Consider the following 23,823-nt stretch of genomic DNA (forward strand, 5'->3'; position numbering starts at 1 on the left):
TCCAGTTTGTTAACGAAAAAACAGTGGGAGCATTGTCTAGAAGAAATGGATCGAATGTTTCCCGACGCACATTGTGAGCTCGTCCATGACAATGCTTTTGAGCTAACGATTGCTACATTATTATCTGCACAATGTACAGATGTACTAGTCAATAAAGTAACGAAAACCTTATTTCAAAAATATAAAACACCAGAAGATTATTTAGCTGTTTCTATAGAGGAATTGCAACAGGATATTCGCTCTATTGGCCTTTATCGCAATAAGGCGAAAAACATTCAGGCTCTATGTCAACGTTTACTAGATGAGTACGGTGGCGAAATCCCTGCAACACGTGAAGCATTGGTGACATTACCAGGTGTAGGACGAAAAACGGCCAATGTTGTGCTTTCAGTAGCCTTCGATATTCCAGCACTTGCAGTGGATACCCATGTGGAGCGAGTATCCAAACGCCTAGGGCTCTGTCGATGGAAAGATTCGGTGCTTGAAGTGGAAGAGACGATTATGAAGAAAACGCCAATGGACAAATGGTCAAAAACGCATCACCAATTAATTTTCTTTGGACGTTATCATTGTAAGGCCCAAAATCCTGGATGCAGTACTTGCCCTTTACTCGACGATTGTCGTGAAGGGCAAAAGCGTTTAAAGAAAGGCATGGTGAAGGAAGCATGAATAGCGAAGCCATTGCAAAAGAAAAAGTAGATGCATGGTTTGCCCAATGGACTTCACTACAAGCCGCTATCCATACAGCACATGATGCAAGAAATGGACTGGCAAAAGGGCTAATGGAAGATGCCATCGAGCTATTTGAACAACTTGTGCAAGCTGCAGGAGATGAAGTGCTACCGATTAATGGGATTGAGCGATTAGCCTTTATTAAAGCTAAGCCAGGTCAATATGCATGCTATCGTCAACTAGATGAGCTATTTAAAGAAACGAAAAAGCGCACAGCACGACTGCGGATTCAAGCTAGTAAAAGTTAGAGTGGATGGATAGAGTATAAAAAGTGGATAGGACAGGTAAAGTGAAGGATAGGACGCGAAAAGTGGCGGATAGACCTTGTAGAGTGAAGGATAGACCGTCAAAACTGACGGATAGCCTCCTCAGAGCCTTCGTCAATAAAAAAACCGAGAAGCAGTGAATGAACTGCTTCTCGGTTTTTTTCTTTATTCTGAGCTTTGGTCTTCTTCATTTGGGTTGGTAGGCTCGGTAGGAGGTGTTGGCTGCTGATTTCCATCATTATTGCCATTGTTTCCACCATTGCCATTGCCGTTATTTCCATGCCCGTTATTACCATTATTATTGTTGTTATTACCGTTGTCGCCATTACCATTATTGTTATTACCTTGATCATTATCCTCTTGACCAGGATCAATCGGTAAATCAATATCTGGTTCATCTGGATCTTCCGTTTCCAAATCTTCCTCAGGGGTAGTTGTGATCTGGAAGGTAGTTGTCCCAGGCTCACTTCGTGTGCCATCTACAATGGCTACGACAGAGATTGTATAGTTACCATCTTCAAGCGTGTTAGCAACAGTTAAGCCTTTCGTGTCTGCTGTGCCAAGGACAACCGTTTCTCCACCTTCACGTGTGGCAGAAACTTCAAATGAAGTTGGTAATGGTTCATCGGTTTCTGGATTTAGGATGGCATCATGTTCCCAAGAAATATTGATCGACTGTGCTCCTAAATCTAAGTTTGCTGAAACATTATAAGGTGTAGATAGCTCTGGCGCCTCATAGACCTCAGAAACCTCTGTTGGTTCAGTCCCGCGAACGAATAACTCTGTTTGACGTAGTTCGCTAGGTGTATAGTCACTTGCCAATCTTAAAGGATTAGAGCCTACTTCCACCGTTGCTTCTACAACAGTACTTGGCTTTTTAAAGCTAGCTGTCTCAACATTCGCTGAAATTTCTTGCATAATCGTCTTAAATAAGTTTTGTGGTAATCGACGTTCTTCCCACGTTGTAATTGGATCAAAGTGTTTTTCATAGCCACTCCATATAGCGATGGAATAGTTAGTTGTGTAACCAGCAAACCATGAATCTGGCACACTTGTATTCGGTAAATTATATTTGTTAAAGTCTTCTGCTGAATAGTTAGTTGTACCTGTTTTACCTGCGATATCTAAGCCAGGCACATTGGCTGCAGTTCCTGAGGCATCAGGCTTATTGCCGACTACATCACGTAGCATGTCTGTTACCATGTAAGCCGTATAATCATTCATAGCCACTTTAGACTCAGGTGTATAGTTTTTAGACGTTTTACCATCACGATAAACAATTTTTGTAATCGAATGTGGATCTGTATAGACCCCGTTATTACCGAAAGCAGCATAGGAAGCTGCCATTTGAATAGGAGAGATAGTAATAGCACCACCGCCAATTGCATCGGACTCATAGAGGTTTTCTGTTTCAATTCCTAAACGTCCAACAAATTCCTTGGCTTTTTCTGTGCCAACCTCCTGTAATGCTTTGACAGCTGGAACGTTCCGTGAAGCATATAATGCTTTACGTGCAGTCATGGCACCCATATATCTGCCATCCCAGTTTGTGATTGTTTGCTTTGTACCTGTATAGTTCATTGGTTCGTCGACAAGTGTTTGACCTGTAGACCATTTTAAATATTCAATTGCTGGCCCATAGTCGACTAACGGTTTCATTGTGGAACCTGGTTGATTATTTGTTAAGTCCTCGGCATAATTCCAGCCACGTTCTGCACCATATTTACGACCGCCACCAACGGCTTGAATGGCACCTGTTTTTGTATCAACGACCGCCACACCTGACTGAATATCTTCAGTTGGGAAATTACTATCATCATTCATCACATTTTCTACAACTTGTTGAGCATTTGGATCAAGCGTCGTATAGACTTTGATTCCTTCTGCCATTGCCGAACCGTCACCATTATTTTCTAATTCATTAATAACAATATCCAGGAAGGCATCATATTTGGAACCTGCAAATGATTGACGTGTTGCATCATCCGCTAAACCTGATTGAACTTCTGCTTTTTTGGCTTCTTCCATTTCGGCTTTAGAAATTTTTCCGTGTTGATACATTAATCCTAAAACGGTATTACGTCGTTTTTTTGCAAGCTCAGGGTTTTTTAATGGATTATACGCATTTGGTCGTTGCACTAACCCTGCTAATAGTGCTTCTTCATCTAATGTTAAATCTTTTAATTCTTTACCATAGAAGTATTGTGCGGCTGTGCCGAAGCCATAGATACGACCTGACATAAGCATTTTGTTGAAATACATTTCAAAAATTTCTTCTTTTGTATACTTACGTTCTAATTGGAAGGCAAGCCATGCTTCCTGTGCTTTACGCTTTAATTTCTTCTCGTTTTGTAAAAATGAGTTTTTGACTACTTGCTGTGTTAAAGTCGATGCACCTTGCGCACCAAAGCCATCACGGAAGTTTGCAAGGATTGCCCCGCCTAGACGATAAAAATCCATACCATGATGCTCAAAAAAGCGTACATCTTCTGTAGCCAGAATAGCATTGATCATATCTTCAGGTATATCTTCATATTTTATATATTTACGGTTTTCAGCACCGATTGTTGCAAATAATTCACCGTTTTTATCGTAGAACTCTGAAGAAACAGGATCTTTCAGTAATTCTTCATCGAGCTCTGGAGCCGTGCTTGCATAGAAGGCAAATAATGCACCTCCTCCAATTAAGCCTGCTACACCGATTGCTAAGACTGTTAAGAAAATGCGTTTAAACCATGTCTTAGCGGATGAGGCTGGTTTCGTTTTTTTCTTTTTATTTTTTTCAGCGAGAGCTTTTTGATGCTCTCCACGTGTTCGACGACGTTCAGTCATTCTTATTTCTCCTCACTTTCAGACCCGTAGCATTTTGCATCAATCAATTGTTGGATGATGGGTAAATAATCGATACGCGGATAATAGCTCGTGGGAATTTCATATGCCTCTTCTTCGATGATCGAAAAGGGTATCGATTTACGATTGCCATTTTCCATTGCTTGCCAGGCCTTTTGTAAAACTTTGTATGGCACAATAAAATATCGTTCAAAAGCAGAAAAACGAACGATAATAAAAGCCACACCATTTTGTTCCGTCACTTGCTGCATATGTGTCATTTGATGCTCATGAATATTTTTTAAGGGGAAACTTGTTTTGGAAGCCGTTTCCTTTGCATCAAAATCTATATAATGCCCATTCCAAACACCATTGTAGTCGGTTGTAGAGGGTGTTCGAAAATAAGCTTCACGAATGACAGCAGCACTTCGTGAAGGGTACTCTACTTTGACGATTTGCACAGGAACAGGTTTCTTATGAATGATAGCAAGTCGCCTTTTTATATAATAGTCGTTTGCTTCATTAATTTCATCTTCTAGCGTCTTCCCGCGATTACTAAAAGATAAATCTTTGCTCTTGCTCTTTTTTTCTGTTTTCTGTACAGAAGTATTTGGGGTATACAATTTCCCGTTTGGATAACGAATTGTCATTAAACTCACCCTTTACCTTACTGCTTTTCTATCCACTAGTTTACCATGTTTTAATAGTTGTTCTCTACCTCCATCATTCATGAAATTGTTACTAGAATAGTAGAAAACAAATGGTACGTATGAATAATTTGCGTCGAAAAATCGCCAGCTTTATTATTACTAGAATCGTCAAAATAACTGATAAATTTAAATAGGTCATTGGGATGAAAATATACTCACACAGCAACCTTTCATTCATGACGATTTTTTTGGTCAGAGGTTCACTATTAAAATTTTATCGAAAATCTTCTTCTTTCAGCTAACTTACGCTTATTTTGTCACGCATGAAGGTAATTCTATACATACGAGGAATACTAAAGTAAAGCAAAGGAGGCGTTATTTTGAACAAGTTAGAACAATTAGTTGCGCAGTTAGATCTGGTCAATCAATTACTTTTCACGAGAGTGTCATTGGAAAACAATGCTCATAGTTTGCATTTTTTTATGCAACTTAAAGCGGTTAGCCAGAAAGTAAGCTTAGCAGAAAAGAACTGGCAAGTAAAGAATGCTTGTTCGCCTATTAGTAGTGAAAAATCATAGACTTTGGTACACTTATCTTATAAGCAATTGAACTAACGCAATAGCATGAAGATTGATACATTATTTTCCATAAAGGTGTGGTAAATAGGTGTCATAAACAGTGATATTTCCATAGCTGACGAGCTGAACAAAACATACTCACCATGTATATGCCGTCACTCCGAAATATATTTGCTATGTATAATTGTTGAGAGATGAGGTGCAAAATTGTTAGTTATCCAGCAAACATCCAAATTAATAGATGAATGTGATCAGTGCGTTTCACGTTTTTGGCAAATGCGTGAGGAAGATCGAACACCTGATTTTTTTCAAGAGGTAAAGCCACATGCAGATGAAATTCATCAACTTTTAAAGGTATGGCAGCAAGAAGCTAATAAATGGATTCAAAAAAACCGACCAAAATATATGCATACGCAACAAATTGCTTCAGTCGTTGAATCGATGGAGCAATTTGTTGTGCAATCTTTTTATAAAGAAACAAGTAAAAAACGTTTTTTAGATGCCATACATTCTACTTCCTATACTTTGAAAATATTTGAACGATTAGTTAAGGAGGGAGAAAAGGATGCTATCGAAGAAACGAACGATTAGCGAGCTTTTACATGAGTGGAGATATGATGAAGAACTTAAAGAGCGTATCCTGCATTGGCAAACATTAGAAGGGCGTCCAGCGAACTATGCACCATTTCCTAGGAATTTACATCCTTCTTTAGTGAAAGCCTTACAGACAAGAGGGATTGAGCAGCTTTATACACATCAGCGAGAGGCATTTGATTTGGCACAGAGTGGTACATCTTTTACAGCGGTTACGCCAACTGCTTCAGGTAAATCCTATTGCTATCATCTGCCAGTGCTACAAAAAATAATGGAGGATAAAAATGCACGTGCCATTTATTTATTTCCAACAAAGGCACTGGCACAGGACCAGAAAAATGATTTGAATGAGCTCATTGAGCAAAGCGGTGAGGAGATTTTAAGCTATACCTATGATGGAGATACGGCTCCAGGCATTCGCCAAAAGGTTCGTAAGGCAGGGCATATCGTGATGACGAATCCTGATATGCTTCATTCGGGGATTTTGCCGCATCATACAAAATGGGTTTCACTTTTTGAGAATCTACAATATATTGTGATTGATGAATTGCATACATACAAAGGTGTGTTTGGTTCCCATGTGGCGCATGTTATTCGGAGATTAAAAAGAATTTGTGAATTTTATGGGAGTAAACCAGTGTTTATTTGTACATCGGCTACCATAAAAAATCCTAAAGAGCTTGCTGAGCTGCTAACGAATGAATCACACATGCTCATTGCCGATTCGGGTGCTCCAGTTGGTAAGAAAACCTTTCTTTTTTACAATCCGCCGATTATTCATAAAACATTTGGCGTGCGTAGAAGTGCTGTATTAGAGGTAAGTGATTTAGCTAAGAGGTTGTACACGGCTGGCATTCAATCCATTATTTTTGCCAAAAGTAGGGTACGAGTAGAAATGATTGTAACCTATTTAAAGGAACTTACACGTAATAAGCTGCTCGATGAATCTGTACGTGGCTATCGAGGTGGGTATCTGCCATCTGAACGACGTGTCATCGAAAAAGGCTTACGTGATGGAACAATCCAAACAGTAGTTAGCACCAATGCATTAGAATTAGGTGTCGATATCGGTCAATTACAAGCATGTATTATGACAGGTTACCCAGGAAATATTGCGAGTGCTTGGCAGCAAGCAGGACGTGCAGGGAGACGTCAGGATGAGGCATTGATTATTTATGTTGCGCAATCTTCCGCATTGGACCAGTATGTAGTCAATCATCCACTATTTTTACTAGGCAGTACACCAGAGGAAGCACGTATTTATCCAGAAAATATGCTGATTTTAATGGATCATTTGAAGTGTGCTGCCTTCGAGCTACCTTTTTCAACAGGCGATACGTATGGAGAATATGACATACAAGAATTGCTGGAGTATTTAGCAGAAGAAGGGGTAGTTTTTAAGACGAGTGATAAATGGCATTGGATGAGTGATCGTTTCCCGGCGCATGATATTAGCTTACGTTCAGCGTCACAAGAAAATGTAGTCATTATTGATCTTACCATTCCTGCACAGACAAAGGTTATTGGTGAAATGGATCGTCATAGTGCCATGACACTCTTGCATGAAGAAGCCATTTACTTGCACCAAGGCATTCAGTTCCAAGTAGAGAAGCTTGACTGGGAAGAAAAGAAAGCCTACGTACGTGAAGTAGATGTTGATTACTATACAGATGCCAATCTAGCAGTTGAAATGAAAGTTTTAGAGGAAGATCGTAACCGTTCATATGCAGGTGGAACAATCTGCTTTGGCGATGTTGGCTTAGTTGCACAAGCAACGATTTTCAAGAAAATACGCTTCGGCACACATGACAATATTGGCTCAGGACCTATACATTTACCACCAGATGAAATGCATACCAGTGCTTCGTGGCTATCGTTTACAGCACCAGATAAATGGACAGAGGAAGAGCTAACAGATGCTATGACTGGGGTAGCCTACGCGATGAATGCCTTCATTCCTTTGTTTATTCAATGTGATAGTAGTGATGTAGCCGTTGTACCACAGGTGAAGGCCACACATAATGAGCGGCCAACGTTTTTTGTCTATGATAAGTATCCTGGTGGCATCGGTTTAAGTGAAAAGGTATATGAACTATGGGAAGAGCTAATCATGAAAACATATGAGCATGTTACAAATTGTGCATGTGAATCGGGCTGTCCTTCCTGTATTGGGGCACAAGAATCATTGCTTCAATCAAAAGGAAAGGTAGCTAAATTACTGCAACAATTAATGGCATAGTAAACAGAGGGTGAGGAACGCCAATATGTTCTTTCACCCTCTTGTTTGTATTCATGGTAAATCGATTTTCCTCGAAGAATATTTTGAATGAGGTTAACAATCATGTTACTCTTGCAAGAGAGATGTCTTATACAATAAGCAGAAAATGAGTGAAATTCATGTCTTACGAAAATAAAATATTACAAATGAAAAAAATGCTGGGAAAAAAACCGATGTCCGCCAAAAAGGTTGAAGAACCAGCGTTCCAAAAGCCTGCTAGGCCAAGCTATACAGAGCAATGGAAACAGGCGGGACTAACGGTTGTTGAAAATGATTTCGGCATCGTATTTAAGCGTCAAGTAAGCTATCCGTTTAGCTATCAGCATGGACATTATCAACTGCAATCATTCTTTGAAGCCCTGAAAAAATGGCAAGATGCTGAGTTTGATCATCCTTATGCGCTAGATATGGAAGAATCCGTCTTATTTTTTGACACGGAAACAACAGGTTTAAAGGGTGTTGGGACCCATATTTTTTTGCTTGGATTTTTAGAAGTAGCTGAAGAATCCTTTATCCTCACACAATATATTATGGCAGATCCTGCACATGAAGCAGCCTTCTTATTTGAATCCAAGCTTTGGCAAAAGTCAGCTACTGTGATTACCTATAATGGGAAAAGCTTTGATTGGCCACAGCTTGAAACACGATGGACATTGCATCAAAAAACCTTACCAAAATTACGCTCTCAGCGACAGATCGATTTGTTGCATAGTTCGAAGCGTTTATGGAAAAATGATATGGAGCGCTTAAAATTAAAATCTGTCGAGGAAGAAAAGCTTGGTTTTTCGCGTAAAGGGGATATTCCAGGCCATCTCGCACCTATTATTTATTTGGATGCAGTAAAAAGTGGCATTCCAGATGCTCTTATAAAGGTTTTGCATCATAATGAGTGGGATTTACTATCACTTATCACACTGTATAGTCATTCTACGTATTTATTGTTCGAGCAGGACCATGAAGAATCGGCAAAAACTTTCACCAACATTGGGAAATGGTATGGTGATTTAAGAGAAAGCACACAAAGTGTGAGGATTTTAGAAAAGGTGACATCAAAATTTGATGCGCTAGAAGCGGGCCATGCTCAATATTATTTAGCTTTACAGCACAAGAAGAATAAACGCTATAGTGAAGCTATTGACTCATTCGTGGCCTCCCTTCATTTTGTTGAAGCAAGAACAAAGTTACATGCCCTTGAGCAGCTAGCCATACTTTATGAGCACAAAATGAAGGATTATGAGCAGGCCCTTTATTATACGCAAGAAGGCATACGTCTCATTCGAAATAATGGGCAATGGAGAGCAGAACAAAAACAAAAATGGGAAATTTCTTGGGAAAAGAGACTACACAGATTAGGAAATAAGAAATAAATTCGTGGGTAAGCGCGTGAAACGACAAGTTTAGCCTTACAATTAGTATTTTCAGACGATATAATGTGATGAAGTATGCTATAATGTATTCGTGTATGTAGTGTGAGGAAGGGCGATGTGAATGGACATTAAATTAACGTCAAAAATGATCCTTGAAAAGGAATTTAAAAAGAACTTTAAAGGCTACAATGTAGAAGAAGTAGATTCTTTTCTTGATGAAATTATTCAAGACTATGAAACGTTTGAAAAAGTGGTGGCCCAACTACGTGAAGAAAATAGACAGTTAAAAGAAGAAATTGAAAGCACACCTAAGAGACAACCGGTTGCTTCAGCGGCAGCTGGTACAACGAATTTTGATATTTTAAAACGTCTTTCTAATTTAGAAAAACATGTATTTGGTAGCAAGCTGTACGAATAAATTTAGTCAATTATATTGTATTTAACATAAAACTCTAGTATAATCTTTCGTATCATCACGAAATTCTGGTAATCGCTGCGGCGCTAGACGTCGTAGAGGAAAGTCCATGCTCGCACGGTTCTGAGATGACCGTAGTGTTCGTGCTTACTGAAAAAATAAGGTAAGGCAGCTATTAAGGCTGACGGCGGAAGGAAAACCTAAGTCCTCTGGATATGGTTGACACTTCCTGAAAGTGCCACAGTGACGAAGCTTGCTTGGAAACTTGCAAGGTGGAACGAGGTAAACCCCACGAGTGAGAAACCCAAATTATGGTAGGGGCACTCTCTAGAAGGAATTGAACGGATAGAGGGACAGAGTTTGCTCTGTAGATAGATGATTACCACCTGATCGTACGAGGCGCAAGCTGTTTGAGTACTCGGGAACAAAACATGGCTTATGGAATTTTTTGATGCTTATCTACGAAATAACAAGCGCTCTCCAATTCGGTGGAGAGCTTTTATTTTGAATTCATGAGGAAAAAGTAACCTTGTTAATCAAGTCTTGGTATGCGCTATACGTTTGAGAAGTATCGCTACCGCTTCTAAGTCACAACATCTGAAAACGGTTATAGCATCAATGTGATGTATTGATCTTGACTGCTCACATACTTGTATTGTAAGCAAACGCCAGGTATAACAACCACCTCTATAAATGGTTTATCAGTTTAGGTGTATGGTTACCTGTTTATCAAGAGAATGCCTTCGGCGATTGTCATAGATTTACTTGAGGCGCTTTTCGAGCAAATTCGAAAAATCTGGACGCATTCATTGCACGAAAGAGAAGCGTCAGTGACAATTACACCGAGCGTAATAGATTACATAGTGGTTGGCCTGACGTAAATGCCCTTCTGAGAGGGAGTATAGAGAGATAGGATGGAGCGGAAACATGAACGGAGTAAACAATTGGGAAAGTACGGATAAACTGAAACTGATATCTAAATATCCGACTTCCTTAATACTTAAAATCTTCGAAAATGTATCTGAAGGTATCATGATTACTGATGAATACAAAAAAATAGTAATGGTTAATCCTGCCTTTGAATTTGTGACAGGCTATACATGTGATGATGTGGTTGGAAAAACGCCAGCCGTTTTACAATCTGGTGTACATGAATTGCCGTTCTATTTAGAGATGTGGGAGCAGATACGACAAGAAGGCATTTGGCAAGGTGAGATATGGAATCGTCGTAAAACTGGAGACGTATATCCTGAATGGTTAACAATTGTTTGTGTAACCAACGATGAGGGTGAGGTTACAAATTACTGTGGTATTTTCACAGATTTGTCTGAAAGAAAAATAGTAGAAAATGAATTAGAAAAGCGTTTGCTCACGGATTCATTAACAGATGTATCCAATCGTTTTGCCTATATCGAAAGAATGGATAATCTCTTGGAATCGACTTCTGCTATTTCTCATTCAGTGCAGCATGCGATCTATTTCTTAGATTTGGATCGATTTAAGCAAATTAATGATACATTAGGCCATGCTGTTGGAGATTCAATTTTAATAGAAGTAGCAAATCGACTAAAAAAATTACTGAAAAATAAAGATATTATTGCAAGATATGGCGGAGATGAATTCGTCATTACATTAACCAATGTGAAAAATGTGAAAGAGGCTGCAAAATTTGCTGAACAAATTATTAGTAGTATTGAACAGCCAATGATGATAAATGATCAGGAAGTTTTTATTTCTACAAGTATTGGTATTAGCGTTTATCCAGTTGATAGTAAAAACACAGAAGAACTGATCAATTGTGCAGATAGAGCGATGACTTATTCAAAAAAGAATGAATTAAACGGCTATTCCTTCTATTTTGATGAACTGCAAACCGACGCACAACGAGTGCTATTGCTAGATTCTGAGTTAAGAAGAGCAATAGAAAACCGTGAATTTGAGCTACATTTTCAGCCAAAGATTTCTATGGAAAATGAGCAGATTCAAGGTTTAGAAGCACTAGTCCGCTGGAATAGCGAGAGGCTAGGCTTTGTTTCGCCTGCTGAGTTTATCACTTATGCAGAGGATACAGGTCTAATCATTCCATTAAGTGAGCTTATTATCGAAAAAGCATGTGAGGCAGTCATTCAAATGCAACAATATGGTTGGAAAACACCTGTCGCCATTAATATCTCGAGCATTCACTTTAAACAGCAGAATTTTTTGGAGTCGATACAAACAATATTAGAGCGCTATAATATGCCAGCTAACAATTTTGAAATAGAAGTGACAGAGCGAACGGTGATGAACAGTGCCAATGAGACAGTTAGTAAATTGGTTCGTTTAAAACAATTAGGCTTTAAAATCTCAATCGATGATTTTGGGACTGGCTATTCATCCTTAAGCTATTTGGTTCGCTTCCCATTAGATTGTTTAAAAATTGATCGTAGCTTTATCCAGCATATTGGATCACTCGATGAAAAACAGGCAGTTGTAGATGCGATTATTCAAATGTCCCATCGCTTAAAAATGAAAGTTGTTGCTGAAGGTGTAGAACAAGCACAACAAGTGGATATACTACGTAAAATGAACTGTGATATTATCCAAGGCTATTATTACAGCAAACCACTCCCGTTAAACGAATTGATGGAGTTTATGGAGTATTGGGAAATTGAGCATCAAGGAAGGAAATAATCTATGGCAAACTATCAATTAGTAGCTACGTCAGCAATGGGCTTAGAAGCTATTGTGGCACAAGAAGTAAAAGCACTTGGCTATGAAACAACCGTTGACAATGGCAAAGTATATTTTGAAGGCGATGAAACGGCGATTGCGCGTACCAATCTATGGCTACGTGTAGCGGATCGTGTAAAGATTGTTGTTGGGCAATTCCCAGCAAAATCGTTCGAACAATTATTTGAAAGTGTAAAGGCACTCCCTTGGGAGAAGTATTTACCAGTGGACGCTGCTTTTCCTGTTTCAGGAAAGTCCGTAAAATCGAAATTATTTAGTGTACCTGATTGTCAAGCCATTACCAAAAAAGCAATCGTTGAGCGAATGAAACAGCATTATAAGCGACTTGGTTTTTTAGATGAATCTGGAGCGACTTACAAAATTGAGGTTTCAATTTTAAAAGATGTGGCGACACTAACGATTGATACATCTGGAGCTGGCCTACATAAGCGTGGCTATCGTCAGGCTCAAGGTGAGGCACCATTAAAAGAAACATTAGCAGCTGCACTTGTACAAATTTCAAAATGGAATCCAAATCGTCCGTTTGTTGACCCATTCTGTGGCTCTGGTACTATTGCATTGGAAGCGGCGATGTTTGGACAAAATATAGCTCCAGGCTATAACCGAGAATTTATTTCTGAGGAATGGCCATGGATGAAAGCTGCAATCTGGGATACGGTTCGTGATGAAGCAGATAGTTTAGCGAACTATGATCAGCCTTTAGAAATTATTGGTTCCGATATTGATCACCGTATGGTCAGCATTGCGCAAGAAAACGCAATGGAAGCAGGCTTTGGAGAGTTAATCACGTTTAAGCAAATGCAAGCACGTGATTTTACAACACAGTTAACGGATGGTGTCATGATTGGGAACCCGCCGTACGGAGAGCGTATTGGTGATGTGGAAGTCGTGGAACAGGTGATTCGCGATGTTGGGAAGGTCATGAAAAACTATCCAACTTGGTCTGTATATATGCTATCCTCCATGAAGAATTTTGAAGAATTATATGGACGCCAAGCGACGAAAAAACGTAAATTATTTAATGGTTTTATTGAAACAAATTATTATCAGTTCTGGGGTCAAAAGTCTAAAAGAGATTAACGAATAGTAACGGAAGATAAGATTTTTTCTTATCTTCCGTTTCGTCGCGTATAATAGCACCAGATAGTTAGAGGGGGAACATTAATTGCGTAAATCTTTACCATTTGCATTATCAAAGGACCGTTCATTTTTCGATTCATTAGGTGACTGGATGGGCGATGTTCTTTATGATGAATTACCAGAAAAGGGCTTTGAATGCCGTGATGAGCAAATCTTTATGGCTTATCAAATAGAACAAGCACTAAAAGAAAAAAATGTTCTCTTTGCAGAGGCAGGAGTGGGAACTGGCAAAACGATCGCTTATTTGCTTCCAGCTATTTCCTACGCACGTTACACAGGGAAACCTGCGTTGATTGCTTGTGCAGATGAAACATTAATCGACCAACTTGTAAAAGAGGGGGGCGATATTTATAAACTCCAAAAAACGTTAGGACTTGATATTGATGTTCGTCTAGCAAAATCGAGAGATCAGTATTTATGCTTAAAACGCTTTGAGGAAGCAGAGAAAGTGGAGTCGGATGAATGGATTGATGATATTTCCTTTTCTATCCCTGATGGTGTTTATGCACAAGGTTCGATGATTGCTGTTCATCCATATGGGGAACGCAGTGATTATCCAACAGTCAGTGATGAGGATTGGCAAAAGGTTAATTACAATTCGATTATGCAATGTTCGGTTTGTGACCTTCGTAATCGCTGTGGGCAAACATTGCATCGCTCTCATTATCGAAAATCAACCGATCTTGTTATTTGTTCACAAGATTTTCTAATGGAGCATTTGGCTACAAAGGAATCTCGTGAGCGTGAAGGTCAGTTAGCATTACTGCCTGAGGTATCAATGATGGTGCTGGATGAAGGACATTTATTGGAGTATGCTGCGCAAAAAGCGATGACCTATAAAGTACAGGCGACGACTATCGTGCAATTACTGGAGCGCTTGATGGTAGATGGTGTACGCGAGCGCACACTGTATGCAATGGAGAAATTACAGGATGATCATGAACTATTTTTTGATCAGCTTCGTGATGATATCGTTGCTTCTAATGAAGATCGCAAACGCATAAACAAATCAAAAACATTGCTTGCTTATGGGAAGCAATTAATAGATGATGTAGAAACATTGATGGAAGAATTCGTTTTTGAATCAGAAATGTACATGATTCCTGAATATGAGCTAAATATGGCGGAAGAATATTTAGAACAATATGAGGCTTCGTTGCGTATTTTCATCGCACAGGGAGATGCAGTAGATTGGTTAGAGGAAACAGATGGTGAAGAAACGCTCGTCATTATGCCTCGTTTAATCACAGAAGTTTTAGCAGAAAAATTATTCTCTAAAAAGCTTCCAATCGTCTTTTCTTCTGCCACTCTATCGGTCAATAAAGACTTTTCTTATATTGCCTATAGTTTAGGAATTCGAGATTACCAATCATTTTCTGTACCATCCCCATTCGACTATGAAGAGGTTATGAAAATCTATTTACATGAGCTTACACAACGAGACAAAACAGCGCGTGTTCAGCAGTTGCTGCGTGATGATGAGCAAACGTTGATTCTGTTTAAATCGAAGCAAGCCATGCTAAACTTCAAGGCAGAATTACCGCTAATGGAACGTATGTATGTAGCATTTGAGGGAGATCGAGAGCTATCAGCCATTGTTCGAGACTTCCAGCAAGGAACAGTTAAAACATTATGTTCATATCATTTATGGGAGGGGTTAGATTTGCCTGAGGAAGCATTAACACGTGTGATTATTTATGATTTACCATTTCCTCCACAGGACCCATTATTTGATGCGAAACGTACATTTGCCGAAAACCCATTTGAGGAAGTGGAATTACCTTTCATGCAATTACGCTTGCAGCAAGGGATGGGGCGCTTAATTCGTACATCGAATGACCATGGTGATATTCACATTTTATTAAATGAAGATGAACAAAAGCAGCGCGCAGCCTTTGAAAATATAGTAGCAGTTGTACCAGAAATAAAATAGAAAGAAGCGAGTTTACCCAAACGGTAAGCTCGTTTTTTGTTATATCGAAATAACATTATGTGTGTAGTTAAATTATGGATCTTTAAAAAACTGTTGAATATTTCTCTTTTAAGCTATATAGTTCTTTGTAATGCAACGAAATCTTGTGAAAGAATATATTTTTTATATTGAAAATAATTTCACAAAAGGTTTATAATAATGACAAAGATTTTTAAGAATAGTCAAATTGCTTGCTGACTATTCCTTGATAGGGGGCTTAAACCTGTCGAACATTCAATCATTGTGTAGAAAATATACAAATCTATCGGCAACGGATATTGACAAGTTAATAGAAATAGAGGCTACGCTAACGTATTATGCTGAGTTGACTGATTGTTACATGTTCATAGATTGCCTGTTGGAGAATTTACCGCATGCAATTGTTGTGGCAGAGGCATTCCCGAAGAAAGAGATTGGTTTATACGAAAAATCAGTTATCGGAAAATTCGTATTTGAAAGTTTTGAACCAGCCGTATTTGCTGCGTTTAAACATAAAGAAAAATCATCCATTTCCAGAGCAATTACGCAGGAAGGCATAACGGTGGAGCAAAATGTCATTCCCATTTTTAATGAGCAGCAGCAAGTAATTGCTGTGTTGATTCAGGAAAAAATGGTGAAGATGCAAACGACACCGAAGGATGATTTTCAAAATATGCCGTTTGCATTAATTGAGCATATTGTCGAACCTAATTCTCAACCAATTCCAGTTGTTTCTGATTTACTCGTAGAGTCGATTATTCTCACAAATCACGAAAATAAAGTGATTTATAGTAATCCAGCAGGCTATCATTTTATTTCGGAGCTATCTGGATTAGAAAATTTTGACAATATAGCGTTGGATAAAATCTTACCTTTTTTACAGGAGGTCTATGATAAAGGCGACGATGTCTTTTTCCTAGAAATTACGATTGATCGTAAGTCCTTTATTGTGAAGAAGATTCCTATTCGCAGTCATAACGAGAAAGTCACGCTACTCATTATTCATGATCTAACAGAGCTTAAGCTGAAAGAAAATGAGCTAATGATGAAAACATTTGCGATACGAGAAATTCACCACCGCGTGAAAAACAATCTTCAGACAGTGACAAGTCTATTACGTTTACAAATGCGAAATGATCTGTCTGCTTCAAATGCAAGTGCGTTTCAAGAGGCATTAAATCGAATCTATAGTATTTCATCGGTGTATGAGCTGATTTTAGAAAATGAAGATAACGCTGAAGAAAGAGTAGACGTTATCGCATTAGCTAAAAAAATTGGTCATAAAATGATTGGTACGTCTAATACAGCAACTATTCAACTAGCCTTTCATCATGAAAATTTGCAGCTGTTCTGCCATTCAAAAAAGGCAGTCTCTTTAGCACTCATTATTTGTGAGCTACTGCAAAATGCATTAAAGTATGCGTTTATCGGACGTGATGAAGGAATCATCGATATTCAATTCATTCAGGAAGATTCTACAATTTCGCTTCATATTTCTGACAACGGCGTTGGAATGCAAGAGGTGAAGGCATCTTTTGGTATGGAGATTATCACAAGGCTTGTAGAATATGATTTAGCTGGCTCATTTTCAATTATCCCTAGTAATGAAGGTACACATACTCAAATTCAGTTCCCTGTAAGTGAGGAGGTATTTATCGTAAATGACTAGGAAAGTTATGATTGTCGAAGATGAATCACTGATTGCGATTGATTTGAAGTTTATGTTAGAAGATAACGGCTACGAAGTTGTAGCTCAAGCGAACAATGGGGAAACAGCCATTGAATTAGCCTTTTTACATAAACCACAGTTAATCTTAATGGACATTAAAATGCCTAAACTTGACGGTTTAAAGGCAAGTAAAATTATTGAACAACAGCTTGGTATACCCGTTCTTTTCATCTCGGCCTATAGTGAAAAAGAATTGTTGCTATACATGAAGCAGGATAATATATTAGGATATGTAATGAAACCGTTTTCTGAAAAAAATGTGTTGCCTGTGCTTGAGGTTGCTTTTCATCAAATTGATAAATTCAACCGTCTCAATGGGGAGATCTTACATAAGCAAACACAATTAGATAAGCGAAAAGTCATTGAACGAGCGAAGGGCTTGCTGATGCAGGCTGAAAATATAAGCGAGGACGAGGCTTACCGTAAGATTCGCAATGAAAGCATGCAAACACAACAGGAAATGGTGCATATTGCACAGCAAATTATTAACAACTTACAAGTCAATAGTTGAAGCAAAGGCGCTTTAAAGAGATTTCTTCTTTAAAGTGCCTTTTTTTATATAAATTTATAAATAAAAAAGGGGTGATGAGTAAGATGGCAATGATAGGAACGGTTATCGTTTATATTATTATGATTTGTGCTGTTTTAGGGGCAATCGGAGCTATCCGAGATGCTGAGTATGGAATTGGGAAAGAATTTATGAATGGGATCCATACGGTTGGTCATATTTTTGTCCCAGCAGCAGGGATCATGGCAGCTATACCTTACTTAACATGGTTTATTAGTCATTTTATTAGTCCGATTTTTGAGTTAATTGGTGCAGATCCTGCGATTGCAGCGACTACGATTTTAGCCTCGGACATGGGTGGTTATCAATTAGCCAATGCATTAAAGGAGTCTTATGAGGGATGGGTAATGGCTCTTGTTGTTGGTTTTATGTCAGGTGCTACTATCGTATTCTCAATTCCAATGGGCCTTGCGATGTTGGATAAGCGTGATCATAAATACATGGCGCTAGGAATTATGGCTGGCGTTTTAACAATTCCGATTGGTGCATTTATTTCTTCTATCATGATTGTGCTATTCAACACAGAAGTACGTGAAGTCATTAGTACAACAGAGGCTCCTACATATGTATTTGCCATTTCTGTTTTACAAATATTAATTAACTTACTACCTTTATTCATTTTCGTTATCTTAATCGCACTAGGCTTAAAGCTTATTCCAAACGGCATGATTACTGGCTTCATGGTATTCGGTCGTGTAATGGATGCGGGAATTAAATTGGTGTTAGTGTTCTCTATTGTTGAGATTTTTACAGGTATTTTTACAAAGATTTTTGGCGCGTGGGGCTTCGATCCAATCATGGCTGATGAAATCGATCAGTTCCGAGCATTAGAAACAGCCGGTTATATCGGGATTATGCTAGCGGGTGCCTTCCCAATGGTGTATCTAATTCGAAAGTATGCTTCCAAGCCACTTGAAGCAGCTGGTAAAAAATTAGGCTTATCCTCTGTAGGAAGTGCTGGGATTTTAGCAACGATTGCGAATATTTTAGCGATGTTTACACTAATTCGCCATATGCCACCAAAAGACAAAGTAATTAACATTGCATTTGGTGTATGTTCCGCCTTTTTATTAGGTGATCACTTATCATTCACGGCGAACTTCCAGCCAACCATTATTTTACCTGTTATTGCAGGGAAGTTTTTAGCGGGTGTTATTGCGATTATTTTAGCCTATAAGCTTTCAGTACCAACTGCATTAAGGTTGGAAATTGAAGATCGCAAGGCTGGCATTATCAAAGAAGGCGAGTATTTAACAGATCAAAAATCTTAATTGATTAAAAAGTGAGGTGATGACGTGTGAGTGAAGAGAAAAAACGATTTATTCAGGAGTTTGTGCCGGGTAAACAGCTAACATTGAGTCACCTTATTGCCAATCCTGATCCAGAAATGTTTCAAAAGCTAGGTATTCAAGAAGCAGGTGCCCTTGGCATTATGACTTGTACGCCAAGTGAAACGGTAATTATTGCAGGAGACTTAGCAACAAAGGCTGCCAATGTCAAACTAGGATTTTTAGATCGTTTTACAGGTAGTCTCGTTATTGTTGGTAGTGTGTCAGAGGTAGAAATGGCGATGTTAGAAATCAATCGTTTTTTATCCGAGGTATTAGGTTATACACCATCAAAAATAACAAAATCATAGGATGTGTCATATGAAAAATCGAGTAATGATAATAGGCGGTGTGCAAGCAGGAAAGTCAACATTGATGAATACATTGTTGGGCAAAGAAAGCAGTGCCAACAAAACACAAGCACTCGTTTATGATGACTGGATTGTTGATACACCAGGTGAATATGTTGAAAATCCAATGTATTACAGAAATATTATGGCAACATCTTTGGAAGTAACCCATGTGATTTACTTGCAGGATGCCACATCAGCAAGGAGTGTATTCCCTCCGCAATTCAGCTTAGGGATTCCCAAAATACAAATAGGGGTTATTACCAAGATTGATGCCCCTGATGCAGATGTAGAAAGGGCTACCGCCTTATTAAAAAATGTTATGACGCAGGGCCCTATCGTGAAAACCTCTTCATGGCAAAAGCTTGGCATTGAATTGATTGAACCATTGATTCAACTCAAGACAAATGAAGAAATTCAACAATTTGTTAAGGAAAGCGATAGTCCGTATCTCATGTATTGCTCACAGTAGCGAGAGGGAGGTGTAGGGTGAAAACTGAAAAAATATTTAGTGCAGGCATTGATATTGGGACAAGTACCACAAAAATGGTTGTCAGTAGTTTTCTGTTAAAGAATGTGGCTGGCGTAACACATGTGCCAAGGATTGAAATTATTGAGAAAACGGTGTTGCATCAAAGTCCAATTATTAGAACCCCTTTTATCAATAAAGACATCATTGATATGAAAAAGATAGAGGAATTTATTTCTCAACAGTATCAATTGGCACAAATTGCTCCATCTGATATTGCAACAGGGGCCATCATCATTACTGGTGAATCAGCCACGAAGGAAAATGCAAGTGAGGTTGTCCATACCATTGCAGATGGCGCAGGTCATTTTTTAGTTGCTACCGCAGGTCCTGATTTAGAGGGCATCATTGCTGCCAAAGGGGCAGGTACTTTACAGCAATCAAAGAATTCATCCAAAGTCATCGCCAATATCGATATTGGTGGAGGGACAGCGAATATTGCTGTTATGCAGTTTGGAGAGGTCATTGGTACATGTACCTTACATGTTGGTGGTAGATTGATTGAGTTTAAGGATGGCAAGATTCAATCAATTTCTCCGCCACTCATGCGATTGATGGAACGATGGGCTAATCCGTTAGCGGTCGGTGATGCGGCCGAAGATATTCGAGTGACACATTGTCTTGAAGAAATGGTGCAAACACTTGCCATGATTCTTCATGGGCAATGCAGAGATGAAAAGCATCCATTATTACTAGGGCATTTACCAAACTGGCATAAACCTGTGGATGCCATCGTTTTTACGGGTGGTGTGGCCTCTTGTATTTATGAAAATGAATGTACCCAGCGTCAATATGATGATATTGGTGAAAAATTAGCGAAAATGCTAATTCAGCATGAACAGCTACAATCATTTTTATGGTTACGACCAGAGGAAACAGCACGTGCAACAGTGACTGGTGCTGGTACACAAACCACTGAAATCAGTGGGGCAACCATTCAGGTGGATGCACAGGTATTACCACTAAAAAATGTACCTGTCTTCAATTGTCATATAGATCCTTCAACAGACTTCAACTCGACGGTGAAGACAGCAGTAGAGAGAGCAAATGATCTATTTTCTATACAGGACAATCGTTCGCCATTTGCCCTCTATTTTAGTGAATTGCCCTATTTAAGCTTTCAGGATGTACATGCATTGTGTCAGGCCATTTTGCTACATTTGGCGACAAGATGCTCTAAGGACATACCAATTATCATAGTCATTCAATCAGATTATGCAAAGATTATTGGACAGACCATACAAGCCATAAATGCGACAGTACCAATTATTTGCATTGATCAAATTAAAGTGGAAACGGGCGATTACATCGACATTGGAGAGGTTCTGCCATCTGGCGTCGTTCCTGTTGTGGTGAAGACCCTTGCCTTCCATTCAAAGTAAGGAGGATGAATGTGAACTTATCGGTGATATTTGGTGGAGAAAAATATAATTTTAAATCATTAAAAGATGTTATGGCTAAGGCCAATGAAGAAAAATCAGGCGATCAGCTAGCAGGTATTGCCGCTGAGACGGTTCAACAACGGATCGCAGCAAAGGCAGTATTAAGTGAGCTTTTAGTTAAAGATATCCGCGAAAACCCATTAGTGCCACAAGAAAATGATGAGGTTTCACGCATTATTGAGGGCGATATTAATGAGCAAATATATGGAGAAATCAAAAACTGGAGCATCGAGCAGCTGCGTGAATACATTTTATCAAATGACACGGGTGATCGTGAATTAAAGCGTTTAAGTAAAGGGATGAATTCTGAGATTATTGCCGCTGTTACAAAACTAATGTCCAATTTAGATCTTGTACATGCAGCCAATAAAGTTGAAATACTTTCAACGTGTAATATTACGATTGGTCAAAAAGGGACGCTGTCGTCTCGTCTACAGCCAAATCATCCGACAGATAATATTGATGGCATCATCGCCTCTCTAAAAGAAGGACTGTCCTATGGTATTGGGGATGCTGTTATCGGCATTAATCCTGTAGATGATTCAGTTGAAAGTGTCAAAAAAGTGCTTACGGCTACAAAGGAATTCATCAATGATTGGTCCATTCCTACGCAAAACTGTGTATTAGCTCATATTACAACACAGATGAAGGCAATTAAACAAGGCGCCCCAGCAGATATGATTTTCCAAAGTATCGCAGGCACAGAAATTGCTAACCGTTCGTTCGGTATTTCTGCTGATTTAATAAGAGAAGCAGAGGAGCTCATTAAAAAACAAGGAACAGGTACTGGTCCAAATTTATTCTACTTTGAAACAGGTCAAGGCTCAGAGCTATCGGCAGAGGCACATATGGGCATTGACCAAGTAACACTGGAATCGCGCAATTATGGATTTGCTAGACATTTTAATCCTTATATTGTGAACACTGTAGTTGGCTTTATTGGCCCAGAGTATTTATACAACAATAAACAAGTAATTCGAGCAGGTCTCGAAGATCATTTCATGGGCAAAATGCATGGTATTCCTATGGGGGTAGATATTTGCTATACCAACCATATTAAGGCAGACCAAAATGATGTGGAAGATTTAAGTGTATTGCTGACAGCTGCTGGTGTTAACTTTATTATTGCTGCGCCAATGGGCGATGACGTGATGCTCAACTATCAATCGATGAGCTTCCATGATGTGGCTACATTACTCCAAACATTTGGTAAAAAACCAGCACCAGAGTATTTAGCATGGTTAGAGAAAATGGGCATTTATGAAAATGGTCGACTGTCAGCAAGAGCTGGCGATTTATCCATTTTTGAAAGGTAGGTGAGTTAAGTGAATGATCAATTAGTTTCTATGATTACACAGCTTGTCATGGAGAAGATGGAGAAAAGTACAGGTAGCCAAACACCTGAAATAGCAGCTACTCCAACAGAACAACCACTTATTAAATTTTATGATACAGTAGAAAATCGTTCTTCAGGAACAACAGAAACTATCGCAACATCACAGGAACCATTAATTCAGCTGTATCAGCATGGAGCTCCACAGCAAGTAACGACGGTTACTTCTGCTACTTTCGAACAACCAGTAAATGACGCTGTGCCAATCAAGCCCTTTCAGTTTGAGGCGGGCTCGTTAAGTGAAAGTGTGCAGGCTGCTAAGAAACATACACCTGCTCGTATTGGTGTAGGAAGAGCGGGGACAAGACCGAAAACGAAAACCTGGTTAAAATTCCGACTTGATCATGCTGCTGCGGTAGATGCTGTATATGGCGAAGTGACAGAAGATCTTTTACAAAAGCTTGATGTCTTTCAGGTCACAACGAAAGTCACAGATAAAGAGGAATACATTACAAGACCTGACTTAGGGCGTCGTTTATCAGAAGAATCAAAGGCATTGATTCAGCAAAAATGTAAACCACAGCCAAAGGTACAGATTATTATCTCGAATGGCTTGAGTGCAAGTGCGATTGAGGAGAATGTTCAAGATGTTTACTTAGCCCTTCAGCAAAGTCTTAGCAATTTAAATATTGACATTGGTACTACGTTCTATATCGATAAAGGGCGTGTTGCTTTAATGGATGAGATTGGTGAGCTGCTACAGGCAGAGGTTATTGTTTATCTAATCGGTGAGCGTCCAGGGCTCGTATCGGCAGAATCGATGAGTGCATATTTATGCTACAAGCCAAGAATTGGGACAGTGGAAGCGGAACGTATGGTAATTTCAAATATCCATAAGGGTGGTATCCCACCATTAGAAGCGGGAGCTTATCTTGGCACAGTCGTAGAAAAAATCCTGCGTTATCAGGCAAGTGGCGTAGAGCTTGTCGCAAAAGAAGGTTAGGAGGCTGA

The 23,823-nt window shown here is 39.1% G+C and carries 20 protein-coding genes and 1 other RNA gene; 19 read left to right on the forward strand and 2 right to left on the reverse strand.

All coding sequences use genetic code 11. From position 1 onward, the window contains the following. Window positions 1-6: 6 nt before the first annotated feature. Entirely contained in the window at window positions 7-669 is a 663-nt protein-coding gene (gene nth / locus MKY76_RS08035; protein ID WP_257961388.1) for an endonuclease III, read from the forward strand. After that, window positions 666-980 carry a YpoC family protein gene (locus MKY76_RS08040; protein WP_112117716.1) on the forward strand — a complete coding sequence of 105 codons (315 nt, stop codon included), beginning with the start codon at window positions 666-668 and terminating at the stop codon, window positions 978-980. The genes nth and MKY76_RS08040 overlap by 4 nt, the downstream gene beginning before the upstream one ends. Window positions 981-1,163: 183 nt before the next feature. Here MKY76_RS08040 and MKY76_RS08045 read toward each other — a convergent pair whose 3' ends face one another. Both MKY76_RS08045 and recU read right to left on the reverse strand, forming a co-directional pair. Next, window positions 1,164-3,830 (reverse strand): PBP1A family penicillin-binding protein, encoded by a 2,667-nt coding sequence (locus MKY76_RS08045; RefSeq protein WP_342557633.1) that lies wholly within the window; start codon window positions 3,828-3,830, stop codon window positions 1,164-1,166. 2 nt (window positions 3,831-3,832) lie between these two features. Continuing rightward, window positions 3,833-4,477 (reverse strand): Holliday junction resolvase RecU, encoded by a 645-nt coding sequence (gene recU / locus MKY76_RS08050; protein ID WP_342557634.1) that lies wholly within the window; start codon window positions 4,475-4,477, stop codon window positions 3,833-3,835. A gap of 380 nt (window positions 4,478-4,857) precedes the next feature. Between recU and MKY76_RS08055 the strand changes: the two genes are divergently transcribed. From MKY76_RS08055 to eutC, 17 genes are all read left to right on the forward strand, one after another. After that, complete coding sequence (locus MKY76_RS08055; protein WP_004225568.1) at window positions 4,858-5,055, forward strand: hypothetical protein; 198 nt, start codon at window positions 4,858-4,860, stop codon at window positions 5,053-5,055. A 207-nt stretch (window positions 5,056-5,262) separates the two neighbouring features. Then, window positions 5,263-5,646, forward strand: a complete 384-nt coding sequence (locus MKY76_RS08060; protein WP_054550767.1) for a YppE family protein — start codon at window positions 5,263-5,265, stop codon at window positions 5,644-5,646. Continuing rightward, entirely contained in the window at window positions 5,621-7,888 is a 2,268-nt protein-coding gene (locus MKY76_RS08065) for a DEAD/DEAH box helicase (RefSeq protein WP_257961385.1), read from the forward strand. Before MKY76_RS08060 ends, MKY76_RS08065 begins: the two co-directional genes overlap by 26 nt. Window positions 7,889-8,046: 158 nt before the next feature. Further along, on the forward strand, window positions 8,047-9,294 hold the full coding sequence (locus tag MKY76_RS08070) for a ribonuclease H-like domain-containing protein (protein WP_115673410.1): 1,248 nt from the start codon (window positions 8,047-8,049) through the stop codon (window positions 9,292-9,294). A 121-nt stretch (window positions 9,295-9,415) separates the two neighbouring features. Next, complete coding sequence (gene gpsB, locus MKY76_RS08075; RefSeq protein WP_004269307.1) at window positions 9,416-9,712, forward strand: cell division regulator GpsB; 297 nt, start codon at window positions 9,416-9,418, stop codon at window positions 9,710-9,712. A gap of 60 nt (window positions 9,713-9,772) precedes the next feature. Beyond that, an RNA gene (rnpB, locus tag MKY76_RS08080) (RNase P RNA component class B) lies at window positions 9,773-10,153 on the forward strand. 483 nt (window positions 10,154-10,636) lie between these two features. Further along, entirely contained in the window at window positions 10,637-12,382 is a 1,746-nt protein-coding gene (locus MKY76_RS08085; RefSeq protein WP_054550770.1) for a GGDEF domain-containing phosphodiesterase, read from the forward strand. A gap of 3 nt (window positions 12,383-12,385) precedes the next feature. Beyond that, the gene (locus MKY76_RS08090) at window positions 12,386-13,522 is read left to right on the forward strand and encodes a class I SAM-dependent RNA methyltransferase (protein WP_048389991.1); all 1,137 of its coding nucleotides are present in this window, start codon (window positions 12,386-12,388) and stop codon (window positions 13,520-13,522) included. 85 nt (window positions 13,523-13,607) lie between these two features. Beyond that, window positions 13,608-15,515: an ATP-dependent DNA helicase gene (locus MKY76_RS08095; protein WP_066037672.1), complete on the forward strand. Its 1,908-nt coding sequence runs from the start codon at window positions 13,608-13,610 to the stop codon at window positions 15,513-15,515. Window positions 15,516-15,741: 226 nt separating this feature from the next. Continuing rightward, window positions 15,742-17,202 carry a sensor histidine kinase gene (locus MKY76_RS08100; protein WP_257961383.1) on the forward strand — a complete coding sequence of 487 codons (1,461 nt, stop codon included), beginning with the start codon at window positions 15,742-15,744 and terminating at the stop codon, window positions 17,200-17,202. Further along, window positions 17,195-17,773 carry a response regulator gene (locus tag MKY76_RS08105; RefSeq protein ID WP_004269312.1) on the forward strand — a complete coding sequence of 193 codons (579 nt, stop codon included), beginning with the start codon at window positions 17,195-17,197 and terminating at the stop codon, window positions 17,771-17,773. The genes MKY76_RS08100 and MKY76_RS08105 overlap by 8 nt, the downstream gene beginning before the upstream one ends. Window positions 17,774-17,856: 83 nt before the next feature. After that, a complete protein-coding gene (gene eutH / locus MKY76_RS08110; protein ID WP_016991938.1) occupies window positions 17,857-19,101 on the forward strand; it encodes an ethanolamine utilization protein EutH in 1,245 nt (414 codons plus the stop codon). 26 nt (window positions 19,102-19,127) lie between these two features. Further along, on the forward strand, window positions 19,128-19,469 hold the full coding sequence (locus tag MKY76_RS08115; protein WP_004269314.1) for a BMC domain-containing protein: 342 nt from the start codon (window positions 19,128-19,130) through the stop codon (window positions 19,467-19,469). Between the two features lie 10 nt (window positions 19,470-19,479). Next, window positions 19,480-19,980 carry a EutP/PduV family microcompartment system protein gene (locus MKY76_RS08120; protein WP_048389997.1) on the forward strand — a complete coding sequence of 167 codons (501 nt, stop codon included), beginning with the start codon at window positions 19,480-19,482 and terminating at the stop codon, window positions 19,978-19,980. 17 nt (window positions 19,981-19,997) lie between these two features. Further along, a complete protein-coding gene (locus MKY76_RS08125; protein ID WP_112117723.1) occupies window positions 19,998-21,419 on the forward strand; it encodes an ethanolamine ammonia-lyase reactivating factor EutA in 1,422 nt (473 codons plus the stop codon). Between the two features lie 5 nt (window positions 21,420-21,424). Further along, a complete protein-coding gene (locus MKY76_RS08130) occupies window positions 21,425-22,795 on the forward strand; it encodes an ethanolamine ammonia-lyase subunit EutB (protein ID WP_008176446.1) in 1,371 nt (456 codons plus the stop codon). 9 nt (window positions 22,796-22,804) lie between these two features. Next, window positions 22,805-23,815: an ethanolamine ammonia-lyase subunit EutC gene (eutC, locus tag MKY76_RS08135; protein WP_259419149.1), complete on the forward strand. Its 1,011-nt coding sequence runs from the start codon at window positions 22,805-22,807 to the stop codon at window positions 23,813-23,815. Window positions 23,816-23,823: the final 8 nt, after the last annotated feature.

It is taken from the genome of Lysinibacillus sp. FSL P4-0201, assembly GCF_038593425.1.
Lineage (GTDB): Bacteria > Bacillota > Bacilli > Bacillales_A > Planococcaceae > Lysinibacillus > Lysinibacillus capsici.

Coding starts and splice junctions, on each gene's coding strand:
- gpsB (WP_004269307.1), top strand. CDS start 9,416: ATGGACATTAAATTAACGTCAAAAATGATCCTTGAAAAGGAATTTAAA.
- MKY76_RS08120 (WP_048389997.1), top strand. CDS start 19,480: ATGAAAAATCGAGTAATGATAATAGGCGGTGTGCAAGCAGGAAAGTCA.
- MKY76_RS08105 (WP_004269312.1), top strand. CDS start 17,195: ATGACTAGGAAAGTTATGATTGTCGAAGATGAATCACTGATTGCGATT.
- MKY76_RS08130 (WP_008176446.1), top strand. CDS start 21,425: ATGAATGTGAACTTATCGGTGATATTTGGTGGAGAAAAATATAATTTT.
- MKY76_RS08040 (WP_112117716.1), top strand. CDS start 666: ATGAATAGCGAAGCCATTGCAAAAGAAAAAGTAGATGCATGGTTTGCC.
- MKY76_RS08085 (WP_054550770.1), top strand. CDS start 10,637: ATGAACGGAGTAAACAATTGGGAAAGTACGGATAAACTGAAACTGATA.
- MKY76_RS08090 (WP_048389991.1), top strand. CDS start 12,386: ATGGCAAACTATCAATTAGTAGCTACGTCAGCAATGGGCTTAGAAGCT.
- eutH (WP_016991938.1), top strand. CDS start 17,857: ATGGCAATGATAGGAACGGTTATCGTTTATATTATTATGATTTGTGCT.
- MKY76_RS08065 (WP_257961385.1), top strand. CDS start 5,621: ATGCTATCGAAGAAACGAACGATTAGCGAGCTTTTACATGAGTGGAGA.
- MKY76_RS08070 (WP_115673410.1), top strand. CDS start 8,047: ATGTCTTACGAAAATAAAATATTACAAATGAAAAAAATGCTGGGAAAA.
- recU (WP_342557634.1), bottom strand. CDS start 4,477: ATGACAATTCGTTATCCAAACGGGAAATTGTATACCCCAAATACTTCT.
- MKY76_RS08045 (WP_342557633.1), bottom strand. CDS start 3,830: ATGACTGAACGTCGTCGAACACGTGGAGAGCATCAAAAAGCTCTCGCT.